General features: G+C 58.2%; 18 protein-coding genes. 13 read left to right on the top strand and 5 right to left on the bottom strand.

Features of this window, described 5'->3' with window-relative positions; translation table 11 throughout:
- The first annotated feature begins 42 nt into the window (after positions 1–42).
- The 5 genes from sufC (at position 43) to SynBIOSU31_RS12590 (ending at position 5,183) form a co-directional block, all read left to right on the top strand.
- Positions 43–831 carry a Fe-S cluster assembly ATPase SufC gene (sufC, locus tag SynBIOSU31_RS12610; RefSeq protein WP_186490536.1) on the top strand — a complete coding sequence of 263 codons (789 nt, stop codon included), beginning with the start codon at positions 43–45 and terminating at the stop codon, positions 829–831.
- Between the two features lie 2 nt (positions 832–833).
- On the top strand, positions 834–2,030 hold the full coding sequence (locus tag SynBIOSU31_RS12605) for a SufD family Fe-S cluster assembly protein (RefSeq protein WP_186490535.1): 1,197 nt from the start codon (positions 834–836) through the stop codon (positions 2,028–2,030).
- A complete protein-coding gene (locus SynBIOSU31_RS12600; protein ID WP_186490534.1) occupies positions 2,027–3,295 on the top strand; it encodes a SufS family cysteine desulfurase in 1,269 nt (422 codons plus the stop codon). The genes SynBIOSU31_RS12605 and SynBIOSU31_RS12600 overlap by 4 nt, the downstream gene beginning before the upstream one ends.
- A 108-nt stretch (positions 3,296–3,403) precedes the next feature.
- The gene (mtnA, locus tag SynBIOSU31_RS12595; protein ID WP_186490533.1) at positions 3,404–4,516 is read left to right on the top strand and encodes an S-methyl-5-thioribose-1-phosphate isomerase; all 1,113 of its coding nucleotides are present in this window, start codon (positions 3,404–3,406) and stop codon (positions 4,514–4,516) included.
- Positions 4,503–5,183, top strand: a complete 681-nt coding sequence (locus SynBIOSU31_RS12590; RefSeq protein ID WP_255477240.1) for a class II aldolase/adducin family protein — start codon at positions 4,503–4,505, stop codon at positions 5,181–5,183. Before mtnA ends, SynBIOSU31_RS12590 begins: the two co-directional genes overlap by 14 nt.
- Here the strand turns inward: SynBIOSU31_RS12590 and SynBIOSU31_RS12585 are convergent.
- The gene (locus tag SynBIOSU31_RS12585; protein ID WP_186490532.1) at positions 5,159–7,081 is read right to left on the bottom strand and encodes a S9 family peptidase; all 1,923 of its coding nucleotides are present in this window, start codon (positions 7,079–7,081) and stop codon (positions 5,159–5,161) included. The two genes, SynBIOSU31_RS12590 and SynBIOSU31_RS12585, sit on opposite strands and share 25 nt — an antisense overlap.
- A gap of 65 nt (positions 7,082–7,146) precedes the next feature.
- On the opposite strand from SynBIOSU31_RS12585, the gene def reads away from it, so the two are divergent.
- The 5 genes from def to SynBIOSU31_RS12560 all read left to right on the top strand — a co-directional run bounded on the left by def (position 7,147) and on the right by SynBIOSU31_RS12560 (position 9,137).
- A complete protein-coding gene (gene def / locus SynBIOSU31_RS12580) occupies positions 7,147–7,752 on the top strand; it encodes a peptide deformylase (protein ID WP_186490530.1) in 606 nt (201 codons plus the stop codon).
- A 4-nt stretch (positions 7,753–7,756) separates the two neighbouring features.
- On the top strand, positions 7,757–7,954 hold the full coding sequence (locus SynBIOSU31_RS12575) for a hypothetical protein (protein ID WP_186490528.1): 198 nt from the start codon (positions 7,757–7,759) through the stop codon (positions 7,952–7,954).
- A gap of 57 nt (positions 7,955–8,011) precedes the next feature.
- Positions 8,012–8,629, top strand: a complete 618-nt coding sequence (locus SynBIOSU31_RS12570) for a DUF3747 domain-containing protein (protein ID WP_186490526.1) — start codon at positions 8,012–8,014, stop codon at positions 8,627–8,629.
- A gap of 44 nt (positions 8,630–8,673) precedes the next feature.
- On the top strand, positions 8,674–8,844 hold the full coding sequence (gene rpsU / locus SynBIOSU31_RS12565; protein ID WP_006043142.1) for a 30S ribosomal protein S21: 171 nt from the start codon (positions 8,674–8,676) through the stop codon (positions 8,842–8,844).
- A gap of 149 nt (positions 8,845–8,993) precedes the next feature.
- Positions 8,994–9,137, top strand: a complete 144-nt coding sequence (locus SynBIOSU31_RS12560) for a hypothetical protein (protein ID WP_186490524.1) — start codon at positions 8,994–8,996, stop codon at positions 9,135–9,137.
- Positions 9,138–9,168: 31 nt separating this feature from the next.
- Here the strand turns inward: SynBIOSU31_RS12560 and SynBIOSU31_RS12555 are convergent, their stop codons facing one another.
- Positions 9,169–10,719, bottom strand: a complete 1,551-nt coding sequence (locus SynBIOSU31_RS12555; RefSeq protein ID WP_186493055.1) for a YifB family Mg chelatase-like AAA ATPase — start codon at positions 10,717–10,719, stop codon at positions 9,169–9,171.
- 77 nt (positions 10,720–10,796) lie between these two features.
- Here SynBIOSU31_RS12555 and SynBIOSU31_RS12550 point away from each other — a divergent pair, with 77 nt between their 5' ends.
- From SynBIOSU31_RS12550 to SynBIOSU31_RS12540, 3 genes are all read left to right on the top strand, one after another.
- The gene (locus SynBIOSU31_RS12550) at positions 10,797–11,138 is read left to right on the top strand and encodes a histidine triad nucleotide-binding protein (RefSeq protein ID WP_186493056.1); all 342 of its coding nucleotides are present in this window, start codon (positions 10,797–10,799) and stop codon (positions 11,136–11,138) included.
- A 69-nt stretch (positions 11,139–11,207) separates the two neighbouring features.
- Positions 11,208–13,499, top strand: coding sequence for an ABC transporter ATP-binding protein/permease (locus tag SynBIOSU31_RS12545; RefSeq protein ID WP_255477239.1), 2,292 nt, complete (start codon positions 11,208–11,210; stop codon positions 13,497–13,499).
- Positions 13,500–13,505: 6 nt separating this feature from the next.
- Positions 13,506–13,715, top strand: a complete 210-nt coding sequence (locus tag SynBIOSU31_RS12540; RefSeq protein WP_186490523.1) for a chlorophyll a/b-binding protein — start codon at positions 13,506–13,508, stop codon at positions 13,713–13,715.
- A 14-nt stretch (positions 13,716–13,729) separates the two neighbouring features.
- Here SynBIOSU31_RS12540 and SynBIOSU31_RS12535 read toward each other — a convergent pair whose 3' ends face one another.
- Genes SynBIOSU31_RS12535 through SynBIOSU31_RS12525 form a run of 3 tightly spaced genes read right to left on the bottom strand, consistent with a single transcriptional unit; the run spans position 13,730 to position 15,689 of the window.
- Positions 13,730–14,218 carry a TolB family protein gene (locus tag SynBIOSU31_RS12535; RefSeq protein ID WP_186490522.1) on the bottom strand — a complete coding sequence of 163 codons (489 nt, stop codon included), beginning with the start codon at positions 14,216–14,218 and terminating at the stop codon, positions 13,730–13,732.
- Positions 14,215–14,703 (bottom strand): TolB family protein, encoded by a 489-nt coding sequence (locus SynBIOSU31_RS12530; protein WP_186490521.1) that lies wholly within the window; start codon positions 14,701–14,703, stop codon positions 14,215–14,217. Before SynBIOSU31_RS12530 ends, SynBIOSU31_RS12535 begins: the two co-directional genes overlap by 4 nt.
- A 38-nt stretch (positions 14,704–14,741) precedes the next feature.
- Entirely contained in the window at positions 14,742–15,689 is a 948-nt protein-coding gene (locus SynBIOSU31_RS12525) for a Ycf66 family protein (protein ID WP_186490520.1), read from the bottom strand.
- Positions 15,690–15,698 lie beyond the last annotated feature (9 nt).

Genomic DNA, 15,698 nt, shown 5'->3' with positions numbered 1-15,698 from the left:
GGCTCAATTTCCGACGATCATCTGTCCTGTTCTTCCCTAACTGTGATTCGCCCCGACGCTGAGCTTCTTCTCGATATCAAAGATCTGCATGCATCTGTAGAGGACAAGCCCATCCTCAAAGGCGTGAATCTCCAGATCAGAGCCGGTGAAATCCACGCGATCATGGGTCGTAACGGCAGTGGCAAAAGCACCCTCTCCAAAGTTCTGGCCGGTCATCCCGCTTATCAGGTCACGAGCGGCAGCGTCCGTTATCGCGGCGAAGACCTCTTTGAACTGGAGGCAGAAGAGCGAGCACGCCTCGGCGTGTTTCTGAGCTTCCAGTATCCGGTTGAGATTCCAGGCGTTAGTAATCTGGAATTTCTGCGTGTGTCCACCAATGCGCGGCGCGAAAAGCAGGGTCAGGAAGAACTCGACACCTTTGACTTTGAAGACCACGTGCAAGAGAAGCTCAAGGTGGTGCAGATGGATCCTGCATTCCTTGAGCGCAGCGTGAACCAAGGCTTCTCCGGTGGAGAGAAGAAGCGCAATGAAATCCTGCAGATGGCCCTGCTGGAACCGGTAGTAGCCATCCTTGATGAAACCGACTCAGGTCTAGATATCGACGCTCTGCGCATTGTGGCCAGCGGTGTTAATCAGCTCTCTGGACCGCAGAACGCCACGATCTTGATCACCCATTACCAGCGATTACTCGATGAAATCACGCCTGATTACGTCCACGTGATGGCTGCAGGCCGCATTCTGCGCACCGGCGGACGCGATCTGGCTATCGAGTTGGAGAAAACAGGCTACGACTGGGTTGATCAGCAGCTCGCTGCTGAGGGAGTGGCCTGATCATGGTGAGCAGTGTGCTGGCACCGGTTCAGGAACGAGGACGAGATGCCCTCCAGCGTCTGGGGTTACCCACCCGTAAGCAGGAAGCCTGGCGACTTACCGACCTCAAACGCCTCGAGGTCTTGTCCACGCTGCCCGAGGTCAGCGACGCCCCCGACCTCTTGATGCCTGCGGTTTCAGATGGGGTGACCCGGCTGGTGCTGGGGGTTCAGACTGATCCATTAGACGGTGTCTCTCTTCCAGACGGATTGACCCCACTTACGGATACCGAGCTGGATCTTCATCTCGGTCAGACGCTGGATCACTGCCGCTGCGCCGACGCTTGGCCAGTTGAGTTCAACCATGCGCACAGCCGGCAGGTCCTGGCGCTGCGCGTTTGCGGCAAGGTCCCTCCTCTGGAACTTGTGCTCGCCACCGGTGTTGGGCTGACCGCCACCAGGGTGCTGTTGCTACTGGAGTCGAATGCGGAGCTGGAGTTGCTCCAGGTTTTCCCGTCAGGAGACTCATCCTCTGAACGGCAGAGCGCTCATAGCCATGTGCTTGAAGTGCATCTCGGGCCTGGCGCCCGTTTGGGTCACGGTGTTCTTGCGAGTGGCAATGGCGAAGCGTCGCTCATGGCGCACCTCGCTATCGAACAGGAGCCGCGCAGCCACTACGCGTTAACAAGCGTTTGTCGGGGTTGGCGATTCGGGCGCCTCGAACCGCGTGTGTTGCAACTTGAAGGTCAGGCCAATTCGGGTATTCACGGTTTGTCGGTCACAACGGCTGACGAACAATTCGCGACGCACAGCAGTGTGCGTTTCGAAGGGCCCGAGGGTGAATTGGACCAGCTGCAAAAAGCTGTTGCAGCTGATCATTCCCACAGCATTTTCAATGGCGCTATCCAGGTGCCCAGAGCAGCACAGCGAACTGATGCGTCACAGCTCAGCCGCAGCCTGCTTCTCTCCCGTCGCGCGCGCGTGGACGCCAAACCTGAGCTGGAAATCATCGCTGACGATGTGAAGTGCGCACATGGCGCAACGATCAGTCAGCTGCAGCAGGAAGAGCTTTTCTATCTTCGCAGCCGTGGTGTGGCCTCCGATGAGGCGGCTGCCCTGCTTCTAAAGGGTTTTTGTTGCGATGTACTGGATCGTCTGCCTGCATCAGCCGAGCCCTGGATGACCTCTGGCGCGATTCCTGACCCCTCTCGATCGCTATGACCACACTCTCTCGTGATGCAGGAATTTCGCTAGCGGAACGCACCCGTGCCGATTTTCCGATTCTCGATCAGCGATCGTCCCAGGGCGACCCTCTGATCTATCTCGATCACGCCGCCACCAGTCAGAAGCCCCGAGTCGTTCTGGAAGCGCTTCAGGCTTATTACGCCTGCGACAACGCCAATGTGCATCGAGGCGCACACCAGCTCAGTGCCAGAGCTACCGAAGATTTTGAGGCGGCACGAGCCACCACCGCCGCCTTTGTTGGAGCGGCCGGTCCTCAAGAGATCGTGTTCACGCGCAATGCCACAGAGGCCATCAACCTTGTGGCACGCAGTTGGGGTAACGCCAATCTGCGTGAAGGGGATGAGATTCTGCTCACGTTGATGGAGCACCACAGCAACCTGGTGCCTTGGCAGTTACTCGCTCAGCGAACCGGTTGTGTTCTGCGTCATGTCGGGGTCACTGAAACAGGAGAACTGGATCTTGATGATTTCCGGGCCAAGCTCAGCGATCGCACACGACTGGTCAGCCTTGTTCACATCAGCAACACCCTTGGTTGTTGTAATCCTTTGGAGCTGGTGATCCCAGCAGCTCATGAAGCCGGTGCATTGGTGTTGGTGGATGCCTGTCAGAGCCTTGCCCACCACCGCACATCGGTGACCGCTTTGGAAGCTGATTTTCTTGTTGGTTCATCGCACAAGCTCTGCGGCCCCACCGGGATGGGTTTCCTCTGGGCGAAAGAAGCTCTGCTGGATTCGATGCCTCCCTTCCTTGGTGGTGGAGAAATGATTCAGGACGTTTATCTGGATCACAGCACCTGGGCAGATCTTCCATACAAGTTCGAGGCCGGCACTCCCGCCATCGGCGAGGCAGTGGGTATGGGTGCTGCGCTCAACTATCTCGATCAGATCGGTCTTGAGAACATCGCCGCTTGGGAAGCGGAACTCACGCTGCATCTGTTCAATCGCCTGCAGGGAATTGATGGTCTGCGCATTCTCGGCCCAACGCCTCAGCAACAGCCCGGTCGTGGTGCCCTTGCCACTTTTTTGGTGGATGGCGTTCATGCGAACGACATCGCCGCCATGCTCGATCTTGCCGGGATCTGCATACGCAGTGGACATCACTGCTGTCAGCCACTGCACCGCCACTATCAAGTCACCGGTTCAGCTCGCGCCAGTCTCAGCTTCATCACAACGACGGCGGAGATCGATCGCTTCGCCGATGAGCTGCAGGGCGTGATCACATTTTTCCGGGACAATTCTTGAGCCATGGTCATGGCTTTTGTCACGACCATGGCCTGGACGAAATGAGCACCTTGAAGGGGTGCTTTGAAGCGGACAGGCAGATTGGCCGAGGTCTATCAAGCGATCCGGATGAACATTGACGGCCAGGCCTGGCGCACCATCGGACTGGAAGCGGACGGTCGCTCGGTCTGGGTGATTGATCAGACCCAGTTGCCCCATTGTTTCGGAACTCGCACCCTCAGAAGCTGTGAGCAGGCGGCTGCGGCTATCAGCAACATGGTGGTTCGCGGCGCTCCATTGATCGGAGTGACCGGCGCCTACGGCCTGATGCTGGCTCTGCAGGATGACGCCAGTGATGCAGGCTTGGCGGCAGCATTTGACGCCCTCAATGCCACGCGCCCCACAGCGGTGAATTTGCGCTGGGCGCTGGAGCGTGTGCGTGATCATGTGCTGCCGCTGCCTCCGTTGGAACGAGCAGCTGCTGCTCGTGAAGAAGCCGGTTTGATCGCTGATGAGGATGTGGCCATGTGCTCAGCCATTGGCGATCACGGCCTGGAGATCATTCAGAGTCTCGTGGCGGCCAGGCCAGAATCCCGCCAAAGCAAGCCTTTTCAGGTGTTAACCCACTGCAATGCTGGCTGGCTGGCCACGGTTGATTGGGGGACGGCATTGGCGCCGATTTACAAGGCCCGTCGTGCCGGTCTTGATCTTCATGTCTGGGTGGATGAGACCCGACCTCGCAACCAGGGTGCATCGCTCACGGCCTATGAGCTCGGTAGAGAAGGTGTTCCCCACACCGTGATCGTGGACAACGCGGGAGGTCACCTGATGCAGAACGGTGAAGTGGATGCGGTGATTGTGGGAACGGATCGCACCACTCGCCGTGGAGATGTCTGCAACAAGATTGGGACCTATTTGAAGGCCCTGGCGGCCTATGACAACGCGGTGCCTTTTTATGTGGCACTCCCCGCCTCAACCATCGACTGGAGCCTGGATGACGGGGTGGCGGAGATCCCGATTGAAGCTCGCTCCCCCCAGGAGGTCACGGCAATTCAGGGTCGTCTGATCGATGGACCAGCAGCAGGCACTCTGGCTCAGGTGCAGCTCACACCCAACGGCAGTACTGGCTTCAACCCTGCCTTTGACGTGACCCCAGCCCGTCTGGTCACTGCGCTGATTACCGATCGGGGTGTCGCGGATGCCAGTGAGGAGGGGCTGAAGAGTTTGTATGGCTGTGGCTAATCGCTTGGCGGATCAGGCACTGCGTCATCAGCTGGTGACCGTGGCACGCCGCATGAATGGCACAGGTCTCAATCAGGGCACTTCAGGCAACCTCTCGGTTCGGATTGAGGGAGGACTTTTGGTCACTCCCAGCTCCCTTCCCTATGAACAGATGGAGGTTGGAGATCTGGTGGCACTGGACCTCAGTGGACAACCCCTGAAGCAGAAGCAGCGGCGACCATCGTCTGAATGGCGCCTGCATGCGGATGTGCTCAGCTGCCACCCCGAAGCCATGGCAGTCCTTCATTGCCACCCCATCCATGCCACCGCACTGGCCTGCCATGACCGTGGCATCCCTGCCTTTCACTACATGGTGGCGGTGGCAGGCGGTGATGAGATCCGTTGTGCTCCTTACGCCACTTTCGGTACGAAAGAGCTCTCCGACAACGTGGTGAATGCTTTGGCCCAACGCACTGCCTGCCTGCTGGCCAGGCATGGAATGGTGACGCTGGGGAAGGATCTGGAGTCCGCATTGCGGGTGGCGGTTGAGGTGGAGACCTTGGCGCGCATGTATCTGCAGGCTCTGCAGCTGGGGGAGCCTCCGTTGCTTTCCGCACAGCAGATGCAAGCCGTGCATGCCCAGTTCCGCGGCCTTCATTACGGTCAGGCAGATGAGAGCCCGAGATGATGACGGAAAAAACGCTCCGTTGCTTCCAGAACCTGCACCTTCACGTCACTGTCGCGGAAGCCATGACCTTCCTCTGAGAAGGTCTGCACCTCGACAGGAATGCCTTTGCTGCTGAGAGCAGCAGCCATGCGTTCGGTTTGCTCAGGCACCACCACCTTGTCCTGCAGACCCTGGAAAAAGATCACTGGGCAGCAAATGGATTGCGCATGCTGAAGCGGTGAGCGCTGCTCATAGCGGTCTCGATCCTCAGGCCAGGCCCCCACAAGCGAGTCGAGATAGCGTGCTTCAAAGCGGTGCGTCTCCGTAGCCAGAGACGTGAGGTCGCTGACGGCATAGCGGCATGCTCCTACCTGGAATACATCGGTGAAGCAGAGGCAGGCCAGCGTGGTAAATCCACCGGCGCTGCCGCCTTCGATGGCGATCTTTTGCGGATGGGCCTGGCCGGCTTCGACAAGTGCCATTGCAGCAGCGGCGCAGTCTTGGACGTCCACCACCCCCCAGCCGCCGTTCAGCCTTTCCCGGTAGGCCCGCCCGAAGCCGGAGGACCCTCCGTAATTGACATCCACCACCCCCCAACCTCGGGTTGTCCAGAACTGGATGCCAAGGCTTAGGCCACGGCGAGCCATGGCGGTTGGTCCGCTGTGGCTTTTCACGAGCAAGGGGGCATCGCTGCTTGCTCCACCGAGGGGCGGGTAGTACCAGGCGTGAGTAGGCAGACCGCCGGCGCCCTTAAACCACAACGGTTCGGCGCTGCTGATGGCGTTGATCGGAAGTGCGGCTTCGCTGGCCGGAGTGTGCTGCCAATCACCGGTGGCTAACTCCAGCTCCAACAGGCCCTGGCCGATACAGGGGTTGCTGGCGATGACCACGGCCCGTCCTGCGTCGGCATCCAGGTCGGCCAGATCATCGAAGGGCTGATCCACGCTGACGATCGTGCCGTCGTTTTTGAGCTGCTTCAGCTTCCAGCGACCTTCAGAGCAAATCGCTGCCACCAGTTGCTTGCCATCCCAGGCACAGGTGCTCATGCCAAACACCCACTGGGGTATTGCTGTTTCCGCCTGCATGGGCCATGGACGTTCCCAGTTCTGCTTTCCGCTGGTGGGATTGGCGAGCCGCATAAGGTTCCACCAACCATTGCTGTCTTCGGCAACGACCAGGCTGCCGTCGGGTTGCCATAGGGGCTGAAACACGGAGATTGTTTGCTCCGCATCAGGTCGGCTCCCAGCCAGCGTCTGCATCTGCGTCAGCTGCCCTTCTGACGTGAGGCAGGCGCATCGAAGCTCGCTGGCATCCCAGGGCATGGCGGGCTGGCGCCATTCCACCCAGGCCAACTGGCTTCCATCTGCGCTGAGTGCCGGATAGCCGACGAAATCATCGGCTGCGTGAAGCACCTGTGGTTGTTGATCGCTCTGATCCAGGGCAACGCTCACCAGATGGTCACGGCCGTTGCACTCCATCACTCCCAGCCATCGCAGCCTTGCCTGATCAATCAAGCCTCCTCCCAGGCTCCATGCGCCGGGTGCGCTGATGCGGATCGGCGGTGTCTCGGCTGTGAGGGCTGCGCAATCCTCACCGCGCAATCCACGCCAGGTCTGCTGCCAGAGACAGCCGTCGCTGTCATCGATCCAGCACAGCAGCATTTGGTCTCCCATCAGGGCCATGGCCATGGCTCCGCCGCCGTATTCGTGAATGCGGCAGCGCAGGTTGGCGGGGGCTGCCGTCAGTTCTTTCGCCGCTTTTTTGGTCTGACGCCAGGGGCGGATCAGTGCCGTGGTCCGTCCTTTCTCCTGAGGTCGTTGCTCCAGCCAGAGCACCCAGTTGCCCAGAATCTTTGGTGTTTTCAGCACCGGTTGGCGTCCGAGGGCAGTGCGTGCGGACAGGGGCTGGGGACAGCTCATGACTGCGATCCGATGCTCAGAGGGGACTGCCTAAGATCAGCACAGATCGGACGGAGTTTGAGACCTTGGCTAGGAGCTTCGCCCAGTTGGCGCGTTCTGCAGAGAAGACCAGCTCCGCGGTGGCAGTGCCCAAGAAGGTCTTGGACACGCCTCCTCTTCAAATCCACACTATGGGTGATGAGGTCTTGCGGGTTGATGCTCGGCGAATCGGCAAGGTTGATGAGTCGGTGAGGGATTTAGTTCGCGACATGCTGCGCAGCATGTACACCGCCCGGGGAATTGGCCTGGCTGCTCCTCAGGTTGGAATTCACCAGCAGCTGCTGGTGATTGATCTTGATCCGGAGAATGCCACCACTCCGCCACTAGTGCTGATCAATCCTGAGATCGTTTCGGCTAGTGCAAGTCTCGACACTTATGAGGAGGGCTGCCTGAGCATTCCTGGTGTTTATCTCAATGTGGTGAGACCCAGTGCCGTGCAGGTCGGTTTCCGCGACGAGATGGGTCGTCCGCGCACGATGAAGGCCGATGGCCTGATGGCTCGCTGCATTCAGCATGAAATGGATCACCTCACCGGTGTGCTGTTCGTCGATCGGGTGACCGACGCCAGTGAGCTCAGCAAAGAGCTGAAGGACCATGGCTTCCAGTCTTCTGACGTGCGTTCCATCCCCTGATCCCATGCCGATGAAACCCCTCTCCGGTCTGTTCCTGGCCCTTGCGTGTGTGCTCGGTATTGCGGCCACAGGAAGCGTGTTCGAACTTGCTTATGGCGATCCTGATCTGGGTGTCACCGTCACCCGATGGATCCTCGGGCTGACACTCCCAGCCACGGTTGGGTCACTTCTAGTTGCGATTCGGCTCAACAAACCGGCCTGATCGAGGCAGCCGAAGAGCCTCGGCACTTTTACGATCCAGAAACATTCTTCTGCTTCGATGGCCCGTTTCCGGATCGCCGCTGCCGCTCTCTCGGTTTTCGGTGCCACTGTCGTCACAGGACTGATGTCCTCAGTGCGTGCTCAGGGCTCCCTGTTCACCACCGCTGAGGTGGATGAAACCAAGTTCGTTCTGGTCTCGGCTCCGATCGGTTCTGGCGAACGATCCCAGCTGAATATCTACGAGCAACGCACGAGTGCCCGCCCCTGCTATTCGGTGAGTGGCAGTGCTCCTGCAGTGGTTGATCCGTTGCTGGCAACCTTTGATTTCACGGGTATCTGTAATCGCTACATCGACGGCAATGGTTATTCGCTGCGCATCGGCGGTGACGACCTGGGAACGCGTTATCGCCTCTCAGTGATCAAGTCATCAAACGACGTGCAGTTGATGGCTGTGCCCACGCGCAATCCATCGGAACCAACTTTTTTGGTGGCTCGGTCAGGAGGCTTCGGCAACCGTTTCGTGCAACTGCAGCTTGAGCCCGGCTGGCGGCTAATGCGCCGTCAATACGGAAAGCGCACTCTTGGACATCTCTACGTGTATCGCGATGGTGTGCAGTCCGATTCAGGCAGTGCAGCTGAGACGGCTGTCACCGACGAAACTGAAAAGGCCCCTTGAGGTCACTTGCTAAGTTAGAGCGCTGGAAATCTCTTGCTTTTTGAATGACTCAGGTCACGGTCGGCGAAAACGAAGGTATCGAATCGGCGTTGCGTCGTTTCAAGCGTCAGGTCTCCAAGGCTGGAATCTTCGCTGACCTCAAGCGTCTGCGTCATCACGAAACACCGATCGAGAAGTACAAGCGCAAAGCACAGCAGCGTCGTCGTCGTCGCTGAATCAGCTTCTCTCGTTGAGTTGTTGTACGTTCGATCAGCTGTTTGATGCAGTTTTCGATCTAGGGAAGGTTCCGAAAACCAGTATTTCGGCCTGTTGGCTTCCTGCTCTGTCCTGTCGAAACTAAAGGCAGAGATGAGGAGTCAACACCATGGGTCGCTCAATCAATGCATTCTGCTCCTGGATGGCGGAATCCCTATCCCATGCGATGGGAAATCTCAGAGAGGAGAAGATGACCATTCCTCCGGCCATCGGTCCTCAGCCTTATCGGGATGATCCCAGGTCAGCTCGATGAAGGGCTGTTCCTGATGTTGTATGGGCTCTGGTCAGCTCCATGGCTCAGCTACATCGAAGCTTCTGAAACAAAGTGCAGAAGCGAGGTGCTCCATGGTTACTTGGTCACTGGTGCGTAGGTCGGCCACTGTTTTGGCGACCCGCAATAGACGCAGTCCGCTGCGCATGCTCAAACGTCGCGCGCGGAGGACATCCTCCCAATGGCTGATGGTTTCTGCCTTGAATCGTCCATGACGCTGTAAGCCCTCTGCGCTGAGTTCCCGGTTGGTCAGTCCATCAGGATTGCGCTGTCGCATCCGCACCCTGGCGCAATTGATTGTGGCAGCGCTGAATGTCGGATCCTGTCGATGGGACTCTTCAGCCATGCTTCGCCGCAAACTATCGGGCTCTGCTGGTTCAAGCTTTAACTGAAGATCCAGCCGGTCGAGCAGCGGTCCTGAAAGCCGTCCCCAGTAACGCCGTCGTTTTAGCTCACTGCAGATGCAGCGACGATCGCCTGCCCAACCACATGCGCAGGGATTGGCGGCCGCGACCAGGGTCACCCGGGTCGGGAAGCGGCAGCTGATTTTTGCCCTGTTTAACGAGATCACGCCCTCCTCGAGGGGCTGGCGGAGCTGGTCGAGCACCGATCTAGGGAATTCGGTGAGTTCATCCAGAAACAGCACTCCACCGTGGGCGAGGCTGAGTTCTCCCGGTCGGGGATTGGCACCCCCTCCAAGCAATGCGGCTGCTGTTGTGCTGTGGTGTGGGCTTCGAAAGGGTCGTTGCCGGATGAGCTGCCCTTTCCCACGGATGAGTCCGGCAATCGAATGCAGGCGGGTGATTTCCAGGGCTTCCTCCCTGTTCAGAGGAGGAAGCAGTGATGGCAACTGATGGGCCAAAACTGTTTTGCCGCATCCAGGTGGACCTACCAACAGCAGGTGGTGGCCGCCGGCAGCAGCGATCGCGAGTCCCTGACGGGCAAGATCCTGTCCAGGAAGGCTTAGAAGGCTGTTGGTTGCTTGAGCTGCTGGAGCGGCCTGCTCAATAGCGTCCTCCCCCAACGGCCTGCAGCGTTGAGGCGCTCCAGATTGGCCATTGCGAAGACGCTCCACAAGCTCTCTAAGCGTTGCGGCGCTGTGGACCAACAGTCCGGATGCCAGGGAGGCCTCGGCTGCATCATCTGCCGATACGGCAAGGGCTCGGGCCTCTTGCTGCGCGGCCTGGCAGGCGATGGCCAGGATGCCGCGGCAGGGTCGGATGCTGCCATCCAGTCCCAGTTCCCCGGCACACCAGAGCCCGCTGAGAACAGGCGCATCGAGCTGTCCACTCGCCACCAGTAAGGCGAGTGCGATAGGGAGGTCGAAGGCGGGACCTTCCTTGCGCAGGTCTGCAGGTGCCAGGTTCACCACCACCCGCACGAGCGGGCCGCGAAACCCGCTGTTGCGTAGCGCGGCCCTCACGCGTTCGCGCGATTCCTGGATGGCGGTATCTGGCAAGCCCACCAGCTGCAGGCCTGGCAATCCTGGAGCGAGATCAACCTCGACGGTTACAGGGATGGCGTCGAATCCGAGCAGGGATGCACTCAGGCAGCGTGCCAGCATTGGAATGATGAGCGGTGCATGGATCTGATGCCCTGCCTGTCCCATCACCTGCCCCCACCCCCATGAGTCCCAGCGCTATGGCCGAGGACACAATCTTTGCCCGCATCCTGCGGGGTGAGATTCCCTGCGATGAGGTCTACAGCGATGAGCAGTGCCTTGCCTTTCGCGACATCGCTCCCCAGGCTCCTGTGCACGTACTGGTGATCCCGCGTGAACCAATCCCGAGCCTTCAGAACGTTGGCGAAGAGCATGCCGGTCTGCTGGGACATCTATTGCTGGTGGCAGCCAGGGTGGCCAAGCAGGAGGGGCTTGAGGACTGGCGAACGGTGATCAACAGTGGTGCAGAGGCCGGTCAGACGGTGTTTCATCTGCATGTGCATGTCATCGGTGGTCGTGCTCTGGATTGGCCTCCCGGTTGATCAATAGCTGAAAGCTGAACAGCCGCCCAAAGCAACCTCTCGCCAGAATGCACAGAGGTGGTTGATTTCATGGCGTCCCTGCAGTCGTTTCGGGCCCAGCTGACGAGGCTGCGCAGACTTTCTCAGCCTTATTTTCTGCCTTACACCGAGAGCAATGCCTGGCAGTTTGCGCTGCTGCTGCTGTCTCTGCTGTTCTGTGTTGCTGCAACGGTTCTCGGTCTCGTTTCTGGCCTGATGGCTTTTCTGGGTGCCATCTGGCCTCAGGTCACTGCCCAATATCTAGGCGGTGTTCAGGGGGCGATCACATCGCTCTGGACACGGCCGATCATCGAGATGCTGTCGTGGGGGCAGCTCACCATTCTTATTTTCCCGGCCGCGGCGGTGATTGCTGTGATTGCTGTGGAGCGGGTTGGTCGAGGGTTTCCAGTCAAGGCCTGGTTGTATTTCCCCAGCATTGTTTTGGCATTGGGAATCCTGGCGTTCTGGTACGTCCAAGGCGTGTTCTATTCGCTGGGATTGATGGGTCGGACTGCTGCCATAGCGTCGCTCTCTTGGTTGATTGATCCCTTCAATCAGATGTGGTCAAGCTCGATCCAGGACCTTTCACCCTGGATGAACAGCCTTGGGTTTGGTTTGCTCTGCTGGGGCCAGTTCATTCTTTTACTGTTTGCATTCGGACTCGGCTGTTTCATTACTTTCCGTTCGCGTCTGCGGCAGCGACGCTGGATTCCTTGGCTGATGCTCGGTGTCATCATCCTGATGCTGCTGTCCGTTAACGGAATTAATGCTGGGATCACCTTTATTGCCCGTGATTTAACTAATGCGCTGATTGAACGCAATCCAGAAGCCAGTTATCGCAATCTTTGGGTCTATGGAATCTGCTTCATGGCAGCCCTGCCAATTCGCACGCTGCAGTATTATTTAACTGCCAAGCTGAGTCTGGTGTGGAGAGACTGGCTGACTAAAAGCTTGATTTCTGACTATCTCAAAGACCGGGCTTATTACATTCTGAATCCCAATGAAGGTTCGGGTGGTGATGTTGATAATCCCGATCAGCGAATGGCTGATGACACCAAAGATTTCACCAAAGAGGCTCTTAAGTTTACGCTTGATATTTTCGATTCAATCCTGAGTTTTTCGCTCAATATTGCAATTCTCTGGAGTATAAGCGGCGAGCTCACTTTAGCTCTCTTGGGATATGCATTAATCATCTCTACTGTGATGATTTTTGCTGGCCGCAAGCTCGTGGCTATTAATTCAAGTCAATTGCGTTACGAGGCTGATTTCCGATACGGCTTGGTGCATGTCCGAAACAATGCTGAATCGATTGCCTTCTATTCAGGAGAGCCTGAAGAGTCGAGAGAGGTCAGGCGACGTTTGGGAACAGTTATTAAGAATTTTGATCTCCTGATTATATGGGAATCTTTGCTACGAATGTTGCAGAGATCAGGTATTTACGCGAGTAATTTTATACCCTATCTGATTTTAATTTCGCCCATACTTGCCGGCGAAATGGATTACGGAAGTTTCGCTCAAGCGAATGTCGCTTACAACTTGGTTGAAGGTTCGTTGTTTTTCATCGTTTACAACATCGAGTCTCTTGCACGTTTCTCCGCTTCCGTTGGTCGGCTTGAAGGATTCCAATCCAATATTTCTCATGTTGATCGCGAGGAATACCGCGATTTCTTTTCAGAGGTCACCCCAGCCAATTCGATTGTGCTCAAAGGCGCTGCGGTGAAGACTCCCTTCGCTGATCGCCTTCTGACCAAAGATTTGAATCTGAGCATTTCAAGCGGTCAGCGCCTGCTTGTGGTGGGACCGTCCGGTTGTGGCAAGACATCTTTGCTGCGGGTGATCAGCGGCCTCTGGGCATCCCCTACCGGTCAGGTGTCCACCCCGGTAGTGGGAGATCTGCTGTTCATTCCCCAGCGTCCATATATGACCCTGGGATCGCTGCGAGAGCAGCTCTGCTACCCGCTTGATTGCGATCGCTTCAGCGATGAGCACCTGCAGGCCGTGCTCAAGAAAGTCCAGCTTCAGTCGGTGCTCGATCGTTATCCATCTTTTGATGTGAAGCAGGACTGGCCGAGGTTGCTTTCTTTGGGCGAGCAGCAAAGGTTGGCGTTTGCTCGTTTGTTGCTTAACGCCCCCAAAGTCGTTGTGCTGGATGAGGCCACCAGCGCTCTGGATGTGGGAACCGAGCGCTATCTCTACCAACTGTTGGTGGAGAGGGAGATGTCGGTCGTGAGTGTCGGTCACAGGCCAACCCTTCGTGAGTACCACGACACGGTGCTCGAACTTGATGGCAAGGGAGGATGGCGTCTGCTCCCCGCGGCAGGCTATGAATTCGGCCGCGTCTGATCCCCGATGACTTCCGAGACCGACTCAGCGAATCCGCCTGAGGCTCTTGCCGACCAAACACCTTCCGCAACGACAAGTGATGTTCCTGCGTTCGGCTGGAGCGGCTATGCGGAGCGCGTCAATGGTCGTTTCGCCATGATCGGATTTGTTTCGGTGTTGCTTGTGGAGGCGCTGAGCCACGACACTTTCCTGCACTGGGCTGGTCTGGTGCCCTGAACGGCAAATGCTGATCAAGGAAGACGGATCAGATCCACCTCCCATCGCCCCTGGCGGCTCACCTGTACAGCGAGGAGACGTCCTGATCCATCCAGGCTGACCTCCCTGGGAACTCCGGCCGGTTCCACGGGTAAGCGTTGCAGGAGTCCAACACCACGGCGATAGAGCATCAGTTCCGTGCGTCCTTCACGGCTGCGGACCAGGGCAATGCGATTGCCATCAGCGCTGACGCTGACACTGATCGGCTGCGCATCTGCCTGGTTGATTCCAGGTAACGGCACCGGCTGACTATTGCGTAGATCTACAAGCTCGACGCGTTCCCGACCGTTTCGACTGGCGATCGACGCCAACCAGCGGTTGCCCATGGACGGCCATCGCCTGCTGTCGGAACTGCGTTGTAAGGCACTGCTGATGCCCCGCTCAGGGCGAAGGCCAGATGGACCACAGCCGATTAGGCAGAGCCCAAGCAGCAGCGCAGTCAATTGTGGCCATTGAGGTGTCATGGCTGAGGTTCCGCCGGGTTTGAACGGCGCAGTCCGCCGCCTCGATCGGGTTCGAGTAGGCCGCTTAGATCAAGCAGTTCCACCTGCCAACGCCCTCGTTCGGCTGTCTGCACGGCCAGCTGACACCCATCCGGTGCAAGGCTCAGGCGAACGGGGTAACGACCTGAGGGGAGGCGAAGCGGATGGGCTCGGCCATTGACTCGATCTTCGATCAGAACAAGCCGACGATTACCGCGCTGAATGATCACAGCCAGATAACGACCATTCCAGCTCAGCGAAGGAGAGCTGTGGGGCTGTTGACCGTTCAGATGGCGCAGCTGCAAACGTCCGCCTCCACGAAGGTCTTTCAATTGCACGGTGGGTCTGCCGCGCTGGTCAACAATCACAGCCAGCTTGCTGCCGTCTCCACTGAGGGCTGGCTCCTGCTGCTGCTCAGGCAGAAGGGAGCCTGGAGCCCGTTGAGTTCTGCCGCTACACCCGGCCATCAATAGGCCAATCAGCAGTAGCAGCGCAGGGAAGTGGATCAGTCGTCGAAGCGAGAGCTGTTGTCCCGTGGCCGCGAGCTGCGGGGAGGGGTTCGTCCTGGATCTTGGGAACGGGTAGTGGTTGACGACTCTTGGCTTGGTTGACGCCGGCTGGGGCTGTAGGCAGCATCTTCAGCAGGCTGGCGGAATGGTGTTCCCTGGGGAACTCCTGGTGGTGTTGACGTTGCTGAGCGATTGATAAAAGGAGAGCGGGACACCGGACCCTGTGAATCTGCGGATGAACGAGGGGATGTCGTTGAAGGGACTCCCGCTCGGGCAGATGCGGCGCTGGGCCGACTGCCGCGTCGCTGATCGTCTCGTTGATTGCGGCGGTCACCGAAGCTGGGACCGGATCCTTGACGCTCGTCGTCTCGATTGCCGAAGCGGGCCATGCGGCGATCTTGCTCACTGCCCTGCCTCCAGCTCGCGGGTTCTTCAGGGCGACCGCGTCGTCGACTGGCGGCTTGCTCGGGAATCGCTGCTCTGGAATTTCGGCGAGGGCGGTAAAAGTCATCCTCTTGGCCTTCACTACGGTCGAATTCTTGGCCTGCAAAGCGGCGTCTCAGCGGCTGAGGTTCGTCGAAGCTTTCGTAGGAGTCGTCGTATCCGCCGCGCATCCCGGGGGCTTGTCCCTTGAGGGGCGGTTCGTCATCGAAGTAGGCCGAGCGACGCGCTTGCTCTGCCGAGACCCCCCGCAGGCGAACGCTTTCGTAGGCGAAAAACACGGTTGTACCCGCCAACAGAAACTGCCCGAACTGGAGGATCGGGTCGAGTCTCCATCCTTGGAAGAAGAGAATTCCGCCACAAAGCAGGCCGATGGCTGCAAAAAAAACGTCGTAATCGCGGGCCAGCGCAGGCTTGAAACTGCGCATGAAGTACAGCATTGCGCCGCCAACGGCCAGCACGATGCCAACGATGCTGGCCCAATTAAGACTGGCGTTAACCACGATTAGGAC

Origin of the sequence: Synechococcus sp. BIOS-U3-1 (genome assembly GCF_014279975.1) — a bacterium.
GTDB lineage: Bacteria > Cyanobacteriota > Cyanobacteriia > PCC-6307 > Cyanobiaceae > Synechococcus_C.
This window is presented reverse-complemented; position numbering and strand designations above follow the sequence as displayed.

Excerpts from the sequence above, each read along its gene's own strand:
- SynBIOSU31_RS12535 (WP_186490522.1), bottom strand. The coding sequence starts at position 14,218 with ATGACACCTCAATGGCCACAATTGACTGCGCTGCTGCTTGGGCTCTGC.
- SynBIOSU31_RS12590 (WP_255477240.1), top strand. The coding sequence starts at position 4,503 with ATGGCTGTGGCTAATCGCTTGGCGGATCAGGCACTGCGTCATCAGCTG.
- SynBIOSU31_RS12600 (WP_186490534.1), top strand. The coding sequence starts at position 2,027 with ATGACCACACTCTCTCGTGATGCAGGAATTTCGCTAGCGGAACGCACC.
- SynBIOSU31_RS12530 (WP_186490521.1), bottom strand. The coding sequence starts at position 14,703 with ATGGCCGGGTGTAGCGGCAGAACTCAACGGGCTCCAGGCTCCCTTCTG.
- SynBIOSU31_RS12605 (WP_186490535.1), top strand. The coding sequence starts at position 834 with ATGGTGAGCAGTGTGCTGGCACCGGTTCAGGAACGAGGACGAGATGCC.
- SynBIOSU31_RS12550 (WP_186493056.1), top strand. The coding sequence starts at position 10,797 with ATGGCCGAGGACACAATCTTTGCCCGCATCCTGCGGGGTGAGATTCCC.
- mtnA (WP_186490533.1), top strand. The coding sequence starts at position 3,404 with ATGAACATTGACGGCCAGGCCTGGCGCACCATCGGACTGGAAGCGGAC.
- SynBIOSU31_RS12575 (WP_186490528.1), top strand. The coding sequence starts at position 7,757 with ATGCCGATGAAACCCCTCTCCGGTCTGTTCCTGGCCCTTGCGTGTGTG.
- SynBIOSU31_RS12560 (WP_186490524.1), top strand. The coding sequence starts at position 8,994 with ATGGGTCGCTCAATCAATGCATTCTGCTCCTGGATGGCGGAATCCCTA.
- SynBIOSU31_RS12540 (WP_186490523.1), top strand. The coding sequence starts at position 13,506 with ATGACTTCCGAGACCGACTCAGCGAATCCGCCTGAGGCTCTTGCCGAC.
- SynBIOSU31_RS12545 (WP_255477239.1), top strand. The coding sequence starts at position 11,208 with ATGGCGTCCCTGCAGTCGTTTCGGGCCCAGCTGACGAGGCTGCGCAGA.
- SynBIOSU31_RS12570 (WP_186490526.1), top strand. The coding sequence starts at position 8,012 with ATGGCCCGTTTCCGGATCGCCGCTGCCGCTCTCTCGGTTTTCGGTGCC.
- SynBIOSU31_RS12555 (WP_186493055.1), bottom strand. The coding sequence starts at position 10,719 with ATGCTGGCACGCTGCCTGAGTGCATCCCTGCTCGGATTCGACGCCATC.
- SynBIOSU31_RS12585 (WP_186490532.1), bottom strand. The coding sequence starts at position 7,081 with ATGAGCTGTCCCCAGCCCCTGTCCGCACGCACTGCCCTCGGACGCCAA.
- rpsU (WP_006043142.1), top strand. The coding sequence starts at position 8,674 with ATGACTCAGGTCACGGTCGGCGAAAACGAAGGTATCGAATCGGCGTTG.